We start from the raw sequence: 15,593 nt of genomic DNA on the forward strand, positions 1-15,593 counted from the left end.
CTCCTCAAGGGTGGCCTCAAAAATTGCTCAACGCGCGCGCGATGCCGATAAAGGCCGGGCCGCCAAGCACGATCAGCAAGGCGGGGAACAGAAACACCATCATCACCACTGACATTTTTGCCGACATCTTCGAGATGTATTCCTGCAGGCGGGTCAGGCGCCGGTCGTCGAGCAACTGTTTGAGCGCCAGCAATGACTTCATCGCGCCGCCGCCTTGCTGGATCAACTGCTGCAGGATGATGCAGGTGTCGGTGAACTCATCCACTTCGAGCAAGCGCGCGGTCTTGCCCAGCTCTTCGCTCAGCTCCAGCCCGGAATCGACCCGCGCCAGGACCAGGCGCAGTTCATGGGTCAGCTCGGGGAGCAAGCCCTGGGCTTCATTGCCCAGCACGCGTAGCGACTGTTCAATCGCCATGCCCGACTCGAACAGGATGCGCAGCAGCGGAATGAAGGTGGAGATCTCCTTGGCAATGGCCTGCTGGCGGTGTTTGGCGGCGGCGGCAAGCACGCGTTTGGGCAGCAGGTAGCCGATGCCCAGGGCAAACATCGGGGCAATCCATGCGGGGTCCGCGTGGCGAAACAGCAGTCGCTGGCCGATCAGCGTCAGCCCCAGCAGCACGATCGGCAAGCCGATCTGGAAGGCAGCGAACAGCGAACGCTGGTTGGCCTTGCGCCAACCGACGCGGTTCAGCAGGGTCTGGGTTTCGTTGTCCAGGCTGACCGAGCGCTGCGCCAGTGTGCTGCCGCCCAGCTGGCGCATGAACGTACCGAGCTTGTCACCCGCCGCCATCTGCCCTTGTAAGCGTTCAAACACCCGGCGCTCGCGACGTCGCTTGGCAAGCAATTGGCCGCCCACCAACACCAGCGCGGCCAGCAGCATCAGAGCGCTGGCGAGCAGGGCCATCTCAGACGCTCCTCAGCATGCGCCACATGACCAAGGTGCCGCCGAGGTCCATGGCCAGCGCGCCGAACAGCATGAGGCGCCCCGTGTCGTCGTTCCACATGGTCATCAAGTAACCGGGGTTGACCACCATGAAGTAACCCACGATCAGCACCGGCAGGCCGCCGAGCACGTAGGCGGTCATGCGTGTTTCGCCGGTCATGGCCTTGAGCTGACGGGCGCCCTGTTCCCGCTCGCGAATCATCTTGATCAGGTTTTCCAGCAGTTCGCTGGCGTTGCCGCCGTAGCGATGATTGACCTTGAGCCCCAGGGCGAAAAGGCGAAATTCGTCGCGCTCGAAGAACTCGGCGAAGTCACTGACTGAGTCCGGCAGGCTGACCCCCATGCGCACGTTGCGCTGCACGCGGGCCATGGCGTCCTTGAGCGGGTTTTCCACGCCCTCGATACCGCCCAATACGGCGTCGGCCAAGGTGCGACCGGATTTGAGGCTGCGCACGCTGTGGTCCAGCAACTGGGGCAGTTGCTCGACCATGCGCTGCACGCGACGCCGGTAGCGCCAGGCGATATACAGGCGCAAAACCAGCGGCGGCCCCACGGTCATCGCGACCAGGCCCAGTCCGTCAGCCAGCAACCAGCCCAATAGCACGCCAACCACCCAGGCACTCAACCACAGGCCCAGGCGGTCCGTGGGTTTGCCGAGCCCGGCGCGTTGGAACATAAGCTCAAGGCCTGTCCATGTCGTGCTGGTTTCCTGTTTCGCTGGCTGGCCGAGGCCGAGGCGTTCCAGCACACGGTCCGTGCGGGCTTTGCGCAGGCCATGCTGAAGCTGCCAGAACGACAAGCCGATCAGCAGCAGGCAGATGAGCAGCAACACCGGTCCCGTCATCGCGTGCTCCCTAGGACTGCAAGGCCGATTCGCGGCGCAGTTTGTCGCCCGCCGGGTTGAGCGCCTCGCGCAGGAAACCGACGCCGGTGCGCCGGTCCAGGCGGAACAGGGTATTGGTGACATACACGTCATCGCGCACGCCGACCACTTCCACCACCTCGCTGACACAGCGGCGGCCATCGGGCATGCGCGTCAGTTGGATGATCACGTCCAGCGCGGCGCAGATCATCTGGCGCAGGGTCTTTTCGGCGATCACACGACCGGTCAGGCCTACCAGGGTTTCCAGGCGCAGCAACGCGTCCTGGGCATTGTTGGCGTGCACGGTGCTCATGGAACCGTCGTGGCCGGTGTTCATCGCCGTCATCACGTCGAGCACTTCCACGCCCCGGATTTCACCGAGGATGATGCGGTCCGGGCGCATCCGCAGGGCGTTGCGGATCAGGTCGCTGGAGCGTACTTCACCGTGGCCTTCGGCATTCGGCGGACGGGTTTCCAGGCGCACCACGTGCGGGTGACCCAGTTGCAGTTCGGCGACGTCTTCGATCGTCACCAAGCGCTCGTGGGGGTTGATCAACTGGCTAAGGATATTCAGCAAGGTGGTCTTGCCAGTGCCGGTGCCGCCGCTGATCAGGATGTTGCAGCGCTTGCCCACGGCATGCTGGAAGAACTCGAAAATATTCTGGTCGATGGTCTGCATGGCGACCAAGTCGCTGCTCTTGAGCATGTCCTTGCGAAATTTTCGGATCGACAGGCACGGCCCGTCCAGGGCAATCGGCGGGATGATCGCGTTGACCCGGCTGCCGTCGGGCAAGCGCGCGTCCACCATCGGCGAGGACTCGTCCAGGCGCCGACCCAATGGCGCGAGGATGCGTTGCATCACGCGCTCCACGTGGTGGTCGTCGATGAAACGCAGGTCACTCTGGTGCAGCAGGCCATCGCGTTCGACAAACACCCGGTGCGGCCCGTTGACCAGGATTTCGGTCACCGACGCGTCGCGCAGCAGCACTTCCAGCGGGCCGAAACCGGTGAGTTCGTCGACGATCTCTTCGGCCAGGCGCTCCATTTCATAGCGCGAGATCGCCAGGCGCATGCGCGTGATGTATTCGGACACTTTGTCGGTGACAAATTGCGCCAGGGTCTGGCGCGTGCCTTCGAGCAGGTTCTTACCTGACTCCTCGATGGCGTCGATGATGTAGCGGTGCAGCACCAGTTTCAGCCCATCGTGGTCGGTGTTGCCACCGGTGCTGCGGGCCGGGCCGCCAAACAGTTTCTCGTTCATCGTCGTGCTCCCAGGATGCGTTCAAACCAGCGCATCGAGGGTTTCGCAAGGCCCTCGGAGCGTTTTGCCAGGCGCTCGCCCAAGGCGCGTACGGCTTGGGACAAGGGTTCACGGGGCGCCAGAGCGAACAAGGTCAGGCCCTGGTTCTTCACGTTCAGGCGCAGTTCCGCGCTCAGGGGCAGCACGGCGACGCATTCGAGGCCGAAGCTTTTTTCGAGGGCGGCCGTGTCGGGTGCGCAGTTCTTGATGTAGCGGTCCACCACCAGCCTGGCGTGCTCGAGGTTCATGCCCTTTTCGCGCCAGCGGTTGATTACGGCCAGGTTACGGCGACAGTCCAGGACGTTCTGGTCGGTGCACCACAGCAGCTTGTCGCAGTGGCTGACAAAGGTGCGCAGCGCTTCGCTGTCGGGTTGCCCGGTGATGTTCACCACGATGTGCTGGAAGTGTTGGCGCAGGGCGCTGAGCAGCATGAACAACTCGGCGGCGCTGGTGAGTTTGAGCGGCTCGTCTCCGGTGGCGTACGCCAGGATGCGCAGCCCGTCCAGCGCGGTGGTGAACGCGCTGTTAATCAAGGTGGTATCGAGACGCCGCAAGTGTCGCAACGCGTCACCGAAATTGAAGGTGCTTTCCAGGCCCAGCAAGGCCAGGCTGTCACTGCGTGGCAGGCCCAGGTCGAGCAACAGCGTTTGCTGCCCGCGTTTCTGCACCACCAGCGCCAAGTGAGTAGCCAGCATTGCCCCATCGGCGTTGCTTTGGGTGCCAAACAGCACGGTCAGGCCACCCAACTGAGTCGTGTGGGCAACGGCGGGCAGACGCTTGCTCAGCCTTCGCACCAGACCGGCCACTTCGCTGGAGCGCGAGCCGTAGGCAACGAAGTCGCGCGCGCCGGCGCGCATGGCGTTGAGTACCAACTGGTTATCCATGCCATCGCCGAGGGCGACCACCGCGAGCATCGGCTTGGCTTCCAGGGCCCCTTCGATCAGGGCGCTCTGTGCCACCACGTTTTCCCGGTCCAGGCCCACGAACACCAGGCTGGCGAAGGTCACGTCCACCAAGGCGAGCAGTTCGTCCAGGCTGCCGGTGCCGGCGCTGACGACTTGGCCAAGGCGCGCGAGGGCGCCCTGCAGCCACTCCAGGTCAGTGCTGTTGCGGGTGATGGCGAGGAAGGTCTGGCTCAGGCTGTCGCTCATTGGGAAAGCCCACTGCGCCGGTCGAAGTTGCCGCTTTCGAGGAAGAACATCCGGTACCAGTTCGGGTCGTAGCTGCGCAGTTTCTCGCCGGGCAAGGACGGCAGCTGGGCGTTGGCGGCCAGGGGTTGCACCAGGTGCGGCGTCACGATCATCAGCAGTTCTTTTTCTTCGCGGCTGATATTGGATTCGCGGAAAAACGCCCCGAGGATCGGGATATCGCCCAGGCCGGGAAACTTGCTGACCGTGGAGCGGTTGTTGGTGCTGATCAGGCCGCTGATCACAAAGCTTTCGCCATCGGCCAGGGACACGCTGGTGTCGGTGCGGCGCACCGTCAGCGCCGGCACCTGGATGCCCTGGATCTGCACCGCATTGCTGTAGTCCAGTTCGCTGACTTCCGGCGCCACCTTGAGGGTGATGCGGTTGCGGTCGATCACTGTGGGGGCCAGCGTCAGGCGGATGCCGAATTCCTTGTATTCGATGGAAATGGTGTCGCTGCCGGCGCTGGGCACCGGGATCGGCACCTCGCCACCGGCCAGGAAGGTCGCGCTCTGGCCGCTCATGGCCACCAGGCTCGGACGTGCCAGGGTGTAGGCAAAACCGCTGCGTTCCAAGGCGTTGATCATGGCCGAGACGCGGCCTCCGCCAAAACCGATGTTGAAACTGTCAGGGCTCACCGGCAGTTTGAAGACCCCTTCCGAGGGCGACAGCAGGTTGGGGCTGCCAAGGAAAAAATTCGCGCCCCTGCCCAGGAACCGAGTGCTGGCCTCCTTGAGCTTGGTGCGGCTGACTTCCACAAAGCGGATGTCGGTCTGCACCTGGCTGGGCAGCAGCGGATCTTCCGATGGCGACAGCGCCAGGCTGGTCAGCGCCGAGGTAGCCTTGCCCTTGACGAACACCATGCTCTGGCGTGGCGCGCTGGCGCAGGCGGTCCATACCATCAGGCTGGTGGCGCCGGACGAGACACCGGTGAGCAGGAAGTGACGCTCGCCGTTGACCCGCACGTCGGCGATTTTCGGATCGCCAATGGCCAGGCGCGTAATTGCCACCGGCGACTGCAGCTCTTGTTGCAGGCCTTCTCCCACCTCGACCACGGCGGGCAACTGGCCCAGGGCGCTGCAGTTGCCCGGCGCCGGCACAGCCATGCCGACTGTCAGGCTCGACAGAATCAAGGCCCAGGCCATGTGCGTGAACAGGGGGGCATGGCGATGGCTCATTCAACGCATCCTTGCTTGATCACGGAGTTTGTGGCGCCGCCTGGGCGCCGCGAATCACTTCAACGCCACGGCGCACGCCGGGTGAACCACTGGCCGGTGTGATTCGTGTTGGCGCGCCGGTCAGGGCCAACTGAGTGAATTGGTAGAGGTCGCGGTTGGCGCTTTCGAGTTTTTGCGGCGCATCGTTTTCCCCGGCCCAGTAGCGGCTGAGCCGTTGCTCCTCGGCGCTGCGCACGGCCAGGCGCAAGGTGCCGGCCTGGGCGGCAAGCATCAGCCGGCTTAACAAGGGCTCCGGCACTGCCAGCACCACGGTGCGTGCGGCGGCTAGGCGTTGGGCGGCCTGGGCGCGCGCTTCAACCGTGACCGGCGGCGGCACTGCGGGTTGGCCGTCGTTGGCCAGGCCCAACTGGTCACCGACGCTGAGCACGCGCATCGCGGGAAGGGCGATCTGGGCCGACTGCTCGGCGTTGCTGGCGTCCTGGCGCAGGAACAGCAACACATCCACGTAATCGCCAGGTGCCAACTGACCGGCTGCGCCGATTACCTCATCCACCGCAACGGCCAGCGCGCGTTCGTCGGGGCGAATCATCCGCGCGAGCGGGCCGCCGCCACTGAAGCTGTCTTCGCTGAGCCAGGTGCCGGCGCCGAGCGTGCGCAACGGCACGCGGCCGACGGCTTGGTCGAGCCGTGCCAGGCTGCCGGCGGGCACGGTGCGCAGTTTTTCCACGGCCAGGTCGGCGGCGGTCAGTGGAATCAAGGCCGGCACGTCACGCACCAGAACCACCACCGGTTGGCGGGTCTGGTCTTCGACGGCAGCGAGGCTGTTATCAACAGAAATGACAGGTGCTGCGACAGGCTCCGGTGGGCGACTCAACACCAGCCCCCAGTACCCGGCGATCAATGCTCCGATCAGCAACAAGCCGGCCAGGACCATGCTGATGCGACTGTTCATGACGGCTCTCCCTATCCCGTTGCACTACACGCCCAGTTAATCCAATGGGCTACTTCGCAACATGGCTGTGATGAACATCTAACGATTTGGCTATTTGACGGTAGCTCAGCTAGGACGAAATGCCATTAAGGAGGCGAAAATTTATCAGAGTGACCAACTTCAATCTTTTCTACCCCGAATGTTTAGGGGGCATTAATGTGCGACTAATACTTTGTGATTAATGCGTTCTTACAGTTGTGAGGGTGAGGTTTGTTGACAATGCTCTAGTGGCACGCCGCAATTCTCTGGTGGTAGAGCCCTTCCGGCTTTCAGTGGCGTTTTTGGGAGAAGTCTTATGTTCCTTGACCTGATGTTGAAACTGTATGTCCAGACGCAATTGTTCTTTCAACGCAAAGATGGTGCTTCGGGTATTGAATACGCGATTATCGTGGCGATGGTTGCACTGGTGATCGTTGGCGCCGGTTCAGGGCTTGGAACTAAGATCAAGTCCATCTTCGACAGCGTTGCTACCAAAATGACGACTTGATAATCCGTTCATCAATGTGCAAACCTCTTATTAAAGTTTATCCATCCCAGGTACTGCCATGAGCGCCTCTTCGCCCCTTCGCCAGCAAATTCTTTTGGTGGACGACGAAGAGGATGCCCTGATTGAACTCGCCGAATCCCTCGAAAATGAGGGATTTGTCTGCTACACCGCCACATCCGTTACCTTCGCCCTGCAAGAACTGACACTCCACCCCGATATCGCCCTAGTCATCACCGACTTGCGCATGCCCGAGGAAAGCGGGATATCGTTGATTAAACGCCTGCGCGAACACACCTCGCGCTCGCACCTGCCGGTGATCGTGATGTCCGGTCACGCCGACATGGACGATGTAAGTGACTTGCTCCGTCTGCAGGTGCTGGATCTGTTCCGCAAGCCGATCTATCTGGTGCGGTTGCTCGATACGTTGAACAACCTGTTTCCCCTGTATAAATCCTTCCGGTGATTGCGGACACAGGTCCAATCAGGGCCGCCTTGCGGGTTTGCCTACGTGATCGGCCGCCATTTGCCCACCATATGTTCAATATCGCCCGCGCCTTTCAACCAGAACTCACCGGCGGAACCGGGGGCGCTGCTTAATAACGTCACTTCACCAGGCAGGCGCACGGGCTTTTTGAACGCCACGTCTATTTCGATATTGGCGGCGGGCAAATGGTCGCCGAGGGCCGCGAGGGTGCGCGCCTTGTTCCACAGCCCGTGGGCGATGGCCTGCGGGAAGCCGAACAGTTTGGCGGTGTGGGCGCTGAGGTGGATCGGGTTGTAGTCGCCGGAAACCCGCGCGTAACGGCGGCCGATATCGGCGGGGGCGTTCCAGCGAGTCAGTTCGCTGACCTGGTTGGGGGAGGGCTGGACGACGTCACTCCCAGGTTCACCCTCCAGTTTTACGCCCCGGCACAGCATGCGGCTTTCGGCTTCCCATAGAAGACCGAGGGCATCTTCGACGGTCGTGACCAGGTCAAAGGTCGCGCCCTTGGGGTGGGGCTTGAGGTTCTGCGCATGCACGCCGACGGACAATTCACTCACACCACCGAGAGGCCGATGGATGCGGATGCGGTTGCTCAGGTGGATCAACCCCAGCAGTGGAAAGGGAAAGCTTTGGTCCGTCAGCAACTGCATCTGCAGGCCGAACGCCAGAATGTGGGGATAAGTCGCCGGCAGTATCGGGCTGTCGTCGAAACCACAGACCTTGCGATACGCCGCCACCTGCCTGGGATCGATGCTCACGGGGCAGCGCAAGCCCTGCTCGGGCAAGGTGCTGCCGGTGATCTTGCGTTTGAGCGCCGCACGCCAGTACAGCGGCGGCAGGAACGGCGCAGTGCCTAAGGTCTTCCATTGCATGTTCAAGCTCCCAGCAGACTTTGCCCACACACCCGCAGCGCCTGGCCGCTTACCGCCCCGGAACCCGGTTGACCCAGCCAGGCCACCGCTTCGGCGACGTCCTGGGGCAGGCCACCCTGGCCCAACGAGCTCATACGTCGCCCGGCCTCACGCAAGGCAAACGGAATATGCGCCGTCATCTGGGTTTCGATAAAGCCTGGGGCCACGGCGTTGATACTGATGCCGCGCGGTTTGAGCAGCGGCGCCCAAGCCTGCGCGAGGCCGATCAACCCGGCCTTGCTGGCGGCGTAGTTGGTTTGCCCACGGTTACCGGCGATGCCGCTGATCGACGCCAGCAACACCACGCGGGCGTTGTCGCGCAGGGTCCCGCTGTCGAGCAATGCCTTGGTCAGTACTTGCGGCGCATTGAGGTTGACCGCCAGCACGGCGTCCCAGTATTCCGGGGTCATGTTGGCCAGGGTTTTGTCGCGGGTGATGCCGGCGTTGTGTACCAGAATGTCGAGGCCATCGGGCAGGTGTTCGATCAATTGGCTGGCGGCGTCTTCGGCGCAGATATCCAGCGCGACGGTGCGGGCGCCCAGACGCGCGCCCAGGGCTTCGAGGTCGGCCTTGGCCTGGGGTACGTCGAGCAGGATCACCTCGGCGCCGTCGCGGGCCAGGGTTTGCGCGATAGAGGCGCCAATGCCACGCGCGGCGCCGGTCACCAAAGCCTTGCGCCCGGCCAGGGGGCGTGTCCAATCTTCGACCGGCGTGGCGCAGGCTTGCAGGCGAATCACTTGGCCGGAGATATAGGCGCTTTTCGGTGAGAGGAAGAAGCGCAGCGCGCCTTCGAGTTGGTCTTCGGCACCGTCGCCGACATAGAGCAATTGCAACACGCCGCCGTTGCGCAACTCTTTGGCCAGGGAGCGGCTGAAGCCTTCCAGGGCGCGTTGCGCGCTGGCGGCAAACGGGTCGGCGAGGGTTTCTGGGGCGCGACCGAGAATCACCAGGTGCGCGCTGTTATCCAGGTTTTTCAGCAATGGCTGGAAGAATTCGCGCACTTGCTTGAGCTGGTCGGTGTGTTGCAAGTCGCTGGCGTCGAATACCACGGCCTTGAGCTTGGGGCCATGGCCGGGAATCCAGGTCGATGCTCCGTTGCCGTAGGTGTAAATGGCATCGGTCAGTTTATTGGCGAACGCCTGCACCTGGGTCGCCAGCGCGCCACCCCCCAGCAGCAACGCCCCTTCGACCGGACGCAGGCGCCCGGCTTGCCAGCGTTCCAGGCGTACCGGTGACGGCAGGCCAATGGCGGCGACCAGGCGATGGCCGAGGCTTGAGTTGGCGAAGTCGATATAACGGTCAGACATGGAACGCTCTCCGAAGGCTGGGGTTCAAAGGGGTTGACCATTCGCGGGTCGCAGTCGTTCGATTAAGCCTAGGCTAGTCTGAGAGACTTACCCCACATCCACCAGGGAGCTTTCCATGAATCAAGTGCGCCGTGTCGCGATCATTGGCGGTAACCGCATTCCGTTCGCCCGCTCCAATGGCCCCTACGCCACGGCGAGCAACCAGGCGATGCTTACCGCTGCCCTGGAAGGCCTGATCGAGCGCTACAACCTGCACGGCCTGCGCATGGGTGAAGTGGCCGCCGGCGCGGTGCTCAAGCATTCGCGCGACTTCAACCTCACCCGCGAATGCGTGCTCGGTTCGCGCCTGTCGCCGCAAACCCCGGCCTATGACATCCAACAAGCCTGCGGTACCGGGCTGGAAGCCGCGTTGCTGGTGGCTAACAAAATCGCCCTGGGCCAGATCGAATGCGGTATTGCCGGCGGGGTGGACACCACGTCCGATGCGCCCATTGGCATAAACGAAGGGCTGCGCAAGATCCTGCTGCAAGCCAACCGCAGCAAGTCCATGGCGGATAAATTAAAGGTCCTGTTACAACTTCGTCCCCAGCACCTCAAGCCGCAACTGCCGCGCAACGGCGAGCCGCGTACCGGCTTGTCCATGGGGCAACACTGCGAATTGATGGCGCAGACCTGGCAGATCCCTAGTGCCGAGCAGGACCAACTGGCCCTTCAAAGCCACCAGAACATGGCCGCCGCCTACGCCGAAGGCTGGCACGACGATTTGCTCACACCTTTCCTCGGCCTGACCCGCGACAACAATTTGCGCCCCGACCTGACCCTGGAAAAGCTCGCGGCCCTTAGACCGGCCTTCGAACGCAGCGAAAAGGGCACGCTCACCGCCGGCAATTCCACGCCGCTCACCGATGGCGCATCACTGGTGCTGCTGGGCAGCGAAGCCTGGGCCAAGGAACGCGGTTTGCCCATCCTGGCCTACCTGCGCGATGGCGAAGCGGCGGCGGTGGATTTCGTCAACGGCGCCGAAGGCCTGCTGATGGCGCCGGTGTACGCGGTGCCACGGTTGCTGGCGCGCAATGGCCTGACGCTGCAGGACTTCGACTACTACGAGATCCACGAAGCGTTCGCCGCCCAGGTGTTGTGCACGCTCAAGGCCTGGGAAGATGCCGACTTTTGCGCGACCCGGCTTGGCCTTGACGCGCCGCTGGGCGCCATCGACCGCAGCCGGCTCAATGTGAAGGGCAGTTCCCTGGCCGCCGGGCACCCGTTTGCCGCCACCGGTGGGCGGATCGTCGCCAATCTGGCCAAGCTGCTGGACGCGGCGGGCAAGGGCCGTGGGCTGATTTCGATCTGCGCTGCTGGCGGCCAAGGCGTTACCGCGATTATTGAACGTTGATTGCAACGTAAATTGGCATATTGGATGCATTCTTGAGTGGTCAGAGGTCGGTAGCCTCTCCCACCGGCGCGCCGATTGCCGTATAACGAGTGCCACACGCGTGTTTGGTAATACAGGACCCACAATAAAAGCTGATGAAGACTCCTAAACGCATTGAACCCCTGATCGAAGACGGTCTGGTCGACGAAGTGCTGCGCCCACTCATGAGTGGTAAAGAAGCAGCTGTTTATGTGGTGCGCTGCGGCAACGAATTGCGTTGCGCCAAGGTTTACAAGGAGGCGAACAAACGAAGTTTTCGTCAAGCGTCCGAATACCAGGAAGGCCGTAAGGTCCGTAACAGCCGGCAGGCCCGGGCCATGGCCAAGGGTTCCAAGTTCGGCAAGAAAGAAACCGAAGACGCCTGGCAGAACGCCGAAGTGGCGGCGTTGTTCCGCCTGGCCGGAGCGGGCGTTCGGGTGCCCAAGCCTTATGACTTCCTGGAAGGCGTGCTGCTGATGGAGCTGGTGGCCGACGAGTACGGCGATGCGGCGCCGCGTCTGAACGACGTGACGCTGGAGCCGGACCAGGCGCGCGAATACCACGCCTTCCTGATTTCGCAGATCGTGCTGATGCTGTGTACCGGTCTGGTGCACGGTGACCTGTCCGAGTTCAACGTACTGCTCACGCCGACCGGCCCTGTGATCATCGACCTGCCGCAGGCGGTGGATGCGGCGGGCAACAACCACGCGTTCAGCATGCTGGAGCGGGATGTGGGCAACATGGCTTCCTATTTCGGGCGTTTTGCCCCGGAATTGAAGAAGACCAAGTACGCCAAGGAAATGTGGGCGCTCTACGAAGCCGGCACCTTGCACCCGGCCAGCATTTTGACCGGTGAGTTCGACGAGCCGGAAGAGTTGGCGGACGTCGGCGGTGTGATCCGCGAGATCGAAGCGGCGCGGCTGGATGAAGAACGTCGCCAGGCGGTTCGCGCGGCGGATGATGCGCCACAGAGCAAGGTCTCGGACGAGCCACCGCCGCCGCCGTGGATGCAGTGATCTTTGGGTAAAGGGAGATCAAACTGTGGGAGCGGGCTTGCTCGCGAATGCGGAGTGTCAGTCGACAGATTCACTGACTGATCCACCGCTTTCGCGAGCAAGCCCGCTCCCACATTGGTGTTGTGTTGATTCAGTTAAGGCATCAGGTGCAGCAAGGGCCCGACGCCAACTCCTTGAGGATCGGGCAATCCGGCCGGTCATCACCTTGGCAATGCTCCACCAAGTCCTGCAACGTATCGCGCAATTGCCCCAGTTCCAGGATCTTCTGATTCAGTTCATCGATATGTTGGCGCGCCAGCGCCTTCACATCCGCGCTGGCCCGTTGCCGGTCCTGCCACAGGGTCAGCAGCTTGCCGACTTCCTCCAGGGAAAACCCCAGATCCCGCGAACGCTTGATAAACGCCAGGGTGTGCAAATCCTCCTGGCCGTAGAGGCGATAGCCACTGTCGGTGCGATGGGCGGCTTTGAGCAGATCGATGGATTCGTAGTAGCGAATCATCTTGGCGCTCAGCCCGCTTTGGCGTGCGGCTTGGCCGATGTTCATGGGCGTTGATCCTCCAGATCCTTGGGTTTCCAAGTCTTCAACAGTAAGGCGTTGCTCACCACGCTGACGCTGGACAAGGCCATCGCCGCCCCCGCCAATACCGGGTTGAGCAGGCCGAAGGCCGCCAGGGGAATACCGATCAGGTTATACACAAAGGCCCAGAACAGGTTCTGGCGGATCTTGGCGTAGGTCTTGCGGCTGATTTCCAGGGCGGCCGGCACCAGGCGCGGATCGCCGTGCATCAGGGTGATACCCGCCGCGTGCATCGCCACGTCGGTGCCACCGCCCATGGCAATGCCGATATCGGCGGCGGCCAGGGCCGGGGCGTCGTTGATGCCGTCACCGACCATGGCCACTACGCCGGTTTTTTTCAATTCGGCGACGGTGGCCGCTTTGTCGGCGGGCAGCACTTCGGCGTGCACGTCTTCAATACCGAGGGCCTCGGCGACCGCGCGGGCACTGCCGCGATTGTCGCCGGTGAGCAAATGGCTGCTGATGTGCCGGGCCTTGAGTTGTTGCACGGCCGCCAGCGCACCGGGCTTGAGGGTGTCACCAAAGGCGAATAAACCCAGCACGCGCGGAGTTGCGCCTTGCTCGATCAGCCACGACAAGGTGCGCCCTTCGGCTTCCCAGGCTGCGGCGCGGGCATCCAGCTCACCCATGCTCAAGCCGCTTTCTTCCAGCAGGCGACGATTGCCCAGGGCCAGCGACTGGCCATTAAGCATGCCGGCGATGCCGCGTCCGGTCAGGGATTGGCTGGCGCTCACGTCGGCCAGCGTCAACCCTTGCTCTTTGCACGCATCGAGCACGGCCTTGGCCAGCGGGTGTTCACTGCCGCGTTGCAGCGCGCCAGCGTATTGCAACAGCAACGCCTCGTTGCCATCGACCGCCGCCAGGTGGGCGATTTTCGGCGTACCGGAGGTGAGTGTGCCGGTCTTGTCGAAGACCACGGCGCTCACTTCATGGGCGCGCTCCAGCGCTTCGGCGTCCTTGATCAGGATGCCGTGGCACGCGGCGACGCCCGTGCCGGCCATGATCGCGGTCGGCGTGGCCAGGCCCAGGGCGCACGGGCAGGCAATCACCAGCACGGCGACGGCATTGATGATCGCGGTCTCCAGGGACGCGCCATACAGCCACCACCCCAGCAAAGTGACCAACGCCAGCACCAGCACGGCCGGGACGAACACTTGGCTGACTTTATCCACCAGTTTCTGGATCGGCGCCTTGGCAGCCTGGGCGTCTTCCACCAGGCGGATGATCCGCGCCAATACGCTTTCGGCGCCAAGGGCCAGGGTACGCACCAGCAGGCGGCCTTCGCCGTTGATGGCGCCGCCGGTGACCTTGTCGCCGGGCTGTTTCGGTACCGGCAGGCTTTCACCGCTGATCAATGCTTCATCGGCATGGCTTTGGCCTTCGACAACTTCACCGTCCACCGGGAAGCGCTCGCCGGGTTTGACCAGCACCAGATCGTTGAGCTTCAGAGCGCTGATGGCGACGTCTTCTTCACGGCCGTCGAGTAGCCGAATTGCCCGTTCGGGGCGCAGGGCTTGCAGGGCGCGGATGGCGCTGGCTGTCTGGCGTTTGGCGCGGCTTTCCAGGTATTTACCCAGCAGCACCAAGGCAATCACCACCGCCGAGGCTTCGAAATACAGGTGCGGCGCCGGGGCGGTGAGCCATTGGTAGACACTCAGGCCATAACCGGCACTGGTGCCGATGGCCACCAGCAGGTCCATATTGCCGGCGCCGGCGCGCACGGCTTTCCAGGCGGCACTGTAGAAACGTGCGCCAAAGATGAATTGCACCGGTGTAGCCAGGGCGAACTGTGCCCAGGCAGGCAACATCCAATGCAGACCGAAGGGTTCCACCAGCATCGGCAGCACCAACGGCAGCGCCAGCAGGATTGCCAACAGCAGCGCCCAACGCTCGCGGTGCAGGCGCTGGGCCTGGCCGGCCTCGGTGGCCGTTTCGCTTTGGGGCAGGGTGGCGGTGTAGCCGGCCTTGTCGACGGCGGCGATCAGCACGCCGGGGGCCATCTGGCCGAGTACTTCAACATGGGCACGTTCATTGGCCAGGTTGACGCTGACGCTCTGCACCCCGGGTACCTTGCCCAGCGCGCGTTCGACACGGCCGGCGCAGCTGGCGCAGGTCATGCCGCTGATGGGCAGGTCAAAGGTGGTGGATCCATTCATGGGGCAGTCCTCCAGAAGACATTGCCCCTAGGATCAACCTTGACCTACGGGGAAGGTCAAGGGCTCAATAGCCCAGTTCGGCGGCCTTGAGGTACATCCCGTCCGGGCCTTGGGCGATGCGCAATTTGCGCACGTCACCGGCCTTGAGCGTGATGTTCTGCGCGGGCGGAGCGAGCAGGCCAGGCAGACAGCCCGGCGATTGCCCTGGCAGCAGTTTCAGGCGCAGTGACACATCGCCGGCAGGCAGGTTGAACGAGGTGGACTCTTCCTGGAACAAGCGGCCGGCCAATTGATCCTGAATATAGAGCCCGATTTCACAGGTGGTCGGCACTTCCAGGCGCTCCCGGGAAATGATCAGCACCGCATAATCTTCTGCGGCAATGGCCTGGGGCGCCGCGGCAGACAAGCTCATCAGGCCGACAAGGGCAAAAAACGAACAGCGCATGGCGAATGCTCCGTGGTTCGAATCAAAGAGGGGTGAAGCTTGGCCTTTGACGCCACGGAATACCAGCCCGGCAGAAGTTTTCAGAACTTGACCTTGCCATTGTGGCAAGGTCGAGACTGGGCTCCAACCTCATTGGTATTGGTGTAGTGAGCGGGCTTGCCCCGCGCTGGGTGGCGAAGCCGCCCCAATAAGGACAACGCCGAACTGCAGATAAAACTCGGTCGCCTGGTTTGGGGCGGCTTCGCAGCCCAGCGCGGGGCAAGCCCGCTCACTACAATGATCTAGCTCATCAAGGAGTCGCGTTATGCAAATATTCAGCGTAGAAGGAATGACCTGCG

The 15,593-nt window shown here is 62.8% G+C and carries 15 protein-coding genes; 4 read left to right on the forward strand and 11 right to left on the reverse strand.

What is annotated here, in order from left to right:
* Positions 1 to 16: 16 nt before the first annotated feature.
* Genes H0Z09_RS20710 through cpaB form a run of 6 tightly spaced genes read right to left on the reverse strand, consistent with a single transcriptional unit; the run spans position 17 to position 6,422 of the window.
* On the reverse strand, positions 17 to 904 hold the full coding sequence (locus tag H0Z09_RS20710) for a type II secretion system F family protein (RefSeq protein ID WP_186693063.1): 888 nt from the start codon (positions 902 to 904) through the stop codon (positions 17 to 19).
* A 1-nt stretch (position 905) separates the two neighbouring features.
* Positions 906 to 1,787 carry a type II secretion system F family protein gene (locus H0Z09_RS20715; protein WP_186693066.1) on the reverse strand — a complete coding sequence of 294 codons (882 nt, stop codon included), beginning with the start codon at positions 1,785 to 1,787 and terminating at the stop codon, positions 906 to 908.
* Positions 1,788 to 1,797: 10 nt separating this feature from the next.
* Positions 1,798 to 3,066, reverse strand: a complete 1,269-nt coding sequence (locus tag H0Z09_RS20720; RefSeq protein WP_186693068.1) for a CpaF family protein — start codon at positions 3,064 to 3,066, stop codon at positions 1,798 to 1,800.
* Entirely contained in the window at positions 3,063 to 4,256 is a 1,194-nt protein-coding gene (locus tag H0Z09_RS20725) for a pilus assembly protein (protein WP_186693070.1), read from the reverse strand. The genes H0Z09_RS20720 and H0Z09_RS20725 overlap by 4 nt, the downstream gene beginning before the upstream one ends.
* Positions 4,253 to 5,470, reverse strand: a complete 1,218-nt coding sequence (locus H0Z09_RS20730; RefSeq protein ID WP_186693072.1) for a type II and III secretion system protein family protein — start codon at positions 5,468 to 5,470, stop codon at positions 4,253 to 4,255. Before H0Z09_RS20730 ends, H0Z09_RS20725 begins: the two co-directional genes overlap by 4 nt.
* Before the next feature lie 19 nt (positions 5,471 to 5,489).
* The gene (gene cpaB / locus H0Z09_RS20735) at positions 5,490 to 6,422 is read right to left on the reverse strand and encodes a Flp pilus assembly protein CpaB (RefSeq protein WP_186693074.1); all 933 of its coding nucleotides are present in this window, start codon (positions 6,420 to 6,422) and stop codon (positions 5,490 to 5,492) included.
* Positions 6,423 to 6,756: 334 nt separating this feature from the next.
* Between cpaB and H0Z09_RS20740 the strand changes: the two genes are divergently transcribed.
* Together H0Z09_RS20740 and H0Z09_RS20745 are read left to right on the forward strand one after the other, a co-directional pair.
* The gene (locus tag H0Z09_RS20740; protein WP_076954475.1) at positions 6,757 to 6,948 is read left to right on the forward strand and encodes a Flp family type IVb pilin; all 192 of its coding nucleotides are present in this window, start codon (positions 6,757 to 6,759) and stop codon (positions 6,946 to 6,948) included.
* Positions 6,949 to 7,006: 58 nt separating this feature from the next.
* On the forward strand, positions 7,007 to 7,411 hold the full coding sequence (locus H0Z09_RS20745) for a response regulator (RefSeq protein ID WP_076954474.1): 405 nt from the start codon (positions 7,007 to 7,009) through the stop codon (positions 7,409 to 7,411).
* Between the two features lie 41 nt (positions 7,412 to 7,452).
* On the opposite strand, the gene H0Z09_RS20750 is transcribed toward H0Z09_RS20745, so the two are convergent.
* Entirely contained in the window at positions 7,453 to 8,304 is an 852-nt protein-coding gene (locus H0Z09_RS20750; RefSeq protein ID WP_186693076.1) for a MaoC family dehydratase, read from the reverse strand.
* Positions 8,305 to 8,306: 2 nt separating this feature from the next.
* Positions 8,307 to 9,650 carry a 3-oxoacyl-ACP reductase gene (locus H0Z09_RS20755; RefSeq protein WP_186693078.1) on the reverse strand — a complete coding sequence of 448 codons (1,344 nt, stop codon included), beginning with the start codon at positions 9,648 to 9,650 and terminating at the stop codon, positions 8,307 to 8,309.
* A gap of 115 nt (positions 9,651 to 9,765) precedes the next feature.
* On the opposite strand from H0Z09_RS20755, the gene H0Z09_RS20760 reads away from it, so the two are divergent.
* Together H0Z09_RS20760 and H0Z09_RS20765 are read left to right on the forward strand one after the other, a co-directional pair.
* Positions 9,766 to 11,043: an acetyl-CoA C-acetyltransferase gene (locus H0Z09_RS20760; RefSeq protein WP_186693080.1), complete on the forward strand. Its 1,278-nt coding sequence runs from the start codon at positions 9,766 to 9,768 to the stop codon at positions 11,041 to 11,043.
* 134 nt (positions 11,044 to 11,177) lie between these two features.
* The gene (locus tag H0Z09_RS20765) at positions 11,178 to 12,077 is read left to right on the forward strand and encodes a PA4780 family RIO1-like protein kinase (RefSeq protein WP_076954470.1); all 900 of its coding nucleotides are present in this window, start codon (positions 11,178 to 11,180) and stop codon (positions 12,075 to 12,077) included.
* Positions 12,078 to 12,219: 142 nt separating this feature from the next.
* Here H0Z09_RS20765 and cueR read toward each other — a convergent pair whose 3' ends face one another.
* The 3 genes from cueR to H0Z09_RS20780 all read right to left on the reverse strand — a co-directional run bounded on the left by cueR (position 12,220) and on the right by H0Z09_RS20780 (position 15,255).
* A complete protein-coding gene (gene cueR, locus H0Z09_RS20770) occupies positions 12,220 to 12,621 on the reverse strand; it encodes a Cu(I)-responsive transcriptional regulator (RefSeq protein ID WP_186693082.1) in 402 nt (133 codons plus the stop codon).
* Complete coding sequence (locus tag H0Z09_RS20775) at positions 12,618 to 14,810, reverse strand: heavy metal translocating P-type ATPase (protein ID WP_186693084.1); 2,193 nt, start codon at positions 14,808 to 14,810, stop codon at positions 12,618 to 12,620. The genes cueR and H0Z09_RS20775 overlap by 4 nt, the downstream gene beginning before the upstream one ends.
* Before the next feature lie 64 nt (positions 14,811 to 14,874).
* A complete protein-coding gene (locus H0Z09_RS20780) occupies positions 14,875 to 15,255 on the reverse strand; it encodes a hypothetical protein (RefSeq protein WP_076954467.1) in 381 nt (126 codons plus the stop codon).
* Positions 15,256 to 15,593: the final 338 nt, after the last annotated feature.

The organism is Pseudomonas sp. SWRI18, assembly GCF_014268345.1.
Taxonomy (GTDB): Bacteria; Pseudomonadota; Gammaproteobacteria; order Pseudomonadales; family Pseudomonadaceae; genus Aquipseudomonas; species Aquipseudomonas cedrina.

What these genes read in the sequence shown, in the direction of transcription:
- H0Z09_RS20710 (WP_186693063.1), bottom strand. Translation starts at nt 904, where the DNA reads ATGGCCCTGCTCGCCAGCGCTCTGATGCTGCTGGCCGCGCTGGTGTTG.
- H0Z09_RS20715 (WP_186693066.1), bottom strand. Translation starts at nt 1,787, where the DNA reads ATGACGGGACCGGTGTTGCTGCTCATCTGCCTGCTGCTGATCGGCTTG.
- H0Z09_RS20720 (WP_186693068.1), bottom strand. Translation starts at nt 3,066, where the DNA reads ATGAACGAGAAACTGTTTGGCGGCCCGGCCCGCAGCACCGGTGGCAAC.
- H0Z09_RS20725 (WP_186693070.1), bottom strand. Translation starts at nt 4,256, where the DNA reads ATGAGCGACAGCCTGAGCCAGACCTTCCTCGCCATCACCCGCAACAGC.
- H0Z09_RS20730 (WP_186693072.1), bottom strand. Translation starts at nt 5,470, where the DNA reads ATGAGCCATCGCCATGCCCCCCTGTTCACGCACATGGCCTGGGCCTTG.
- cpaB (WP_186693074.1), bottom strand. Translation starts at nt 6,422, where the DNA reads ATGAACAGTCGCATCAGCATGGTCCTGGCCGGCTTGTTGCTGATCGGA.
- H0Z09_RS20740 (WP_076954475.1), top strand. Translation starts at nt 6,757, where the DNA reads ATGTTCCTTGACCTGATGTTGAAACTGTATGTCCAGACGCAATTGTTC.
- H0Z09_RS20745 (WP_076954474.1), top strand. Translation starts at nt 7,007, where the DNA reads ATGAGCGCCTCTTCGCCCCTTCGCCAGCAAATTCTTTTGGTGGACGAC.
- H0Z09_RS20750 (WP_186693076.1), bottom strand. Translation starts at nt 8,304, where the DNA reads ATGCAATGGAAGACCTTAGGCACTGCGCCGTTCCTGCCGCCGCTGTAC.
- H0Z09_RS20755 (WP_186693078.1), bottom strand. Translation starts at nt 9,650, where the DNA reads ATGTCTGACCGTTATATCGACTTCGCCAACTCAAGCCTCGGCCATCGC.
- H0Z09_RS20760 (WP_186693080.1), top strand. Translation starts at nt 9,766, where the DNA reads ATGAATCAAGTGCGCCGTGTCGCGATCATTGGCGGTAACCGCATTCCG.
- H0Z09_RS20765 (WP_076954470.1), top strand. Translation starts at nt 11,178, where the DNA reads ATGAAGACTCCTAAACGCATTGAACCCCTGATCGAAGACGGTCTGGTC.
- cueR (WP_186693082.1), bottom strand. Translation starts at nt 12,621, where the DNA reads ATGAACATCGGCCAAGCCGCACGCCAAAGCGGGCTGAGCGCCAAGATG.
- H0Z09_RS20775 (WP_186693084.1), bottom strand. Translation starts at nt 14,810, where the DNA reads ATGAATGGATCCACCACCTTTGACCTGCCCATCAGCGGCATGACCTGC.
- H0Z09_RS20780 (WP_076954467.1), bottom strand. Translation starts at nt 15,255, where the DNA reads ATGCGCTGTTCGTTTTTTGCCCTTGTCGGCCTGATGAGCTTGTCTGCC.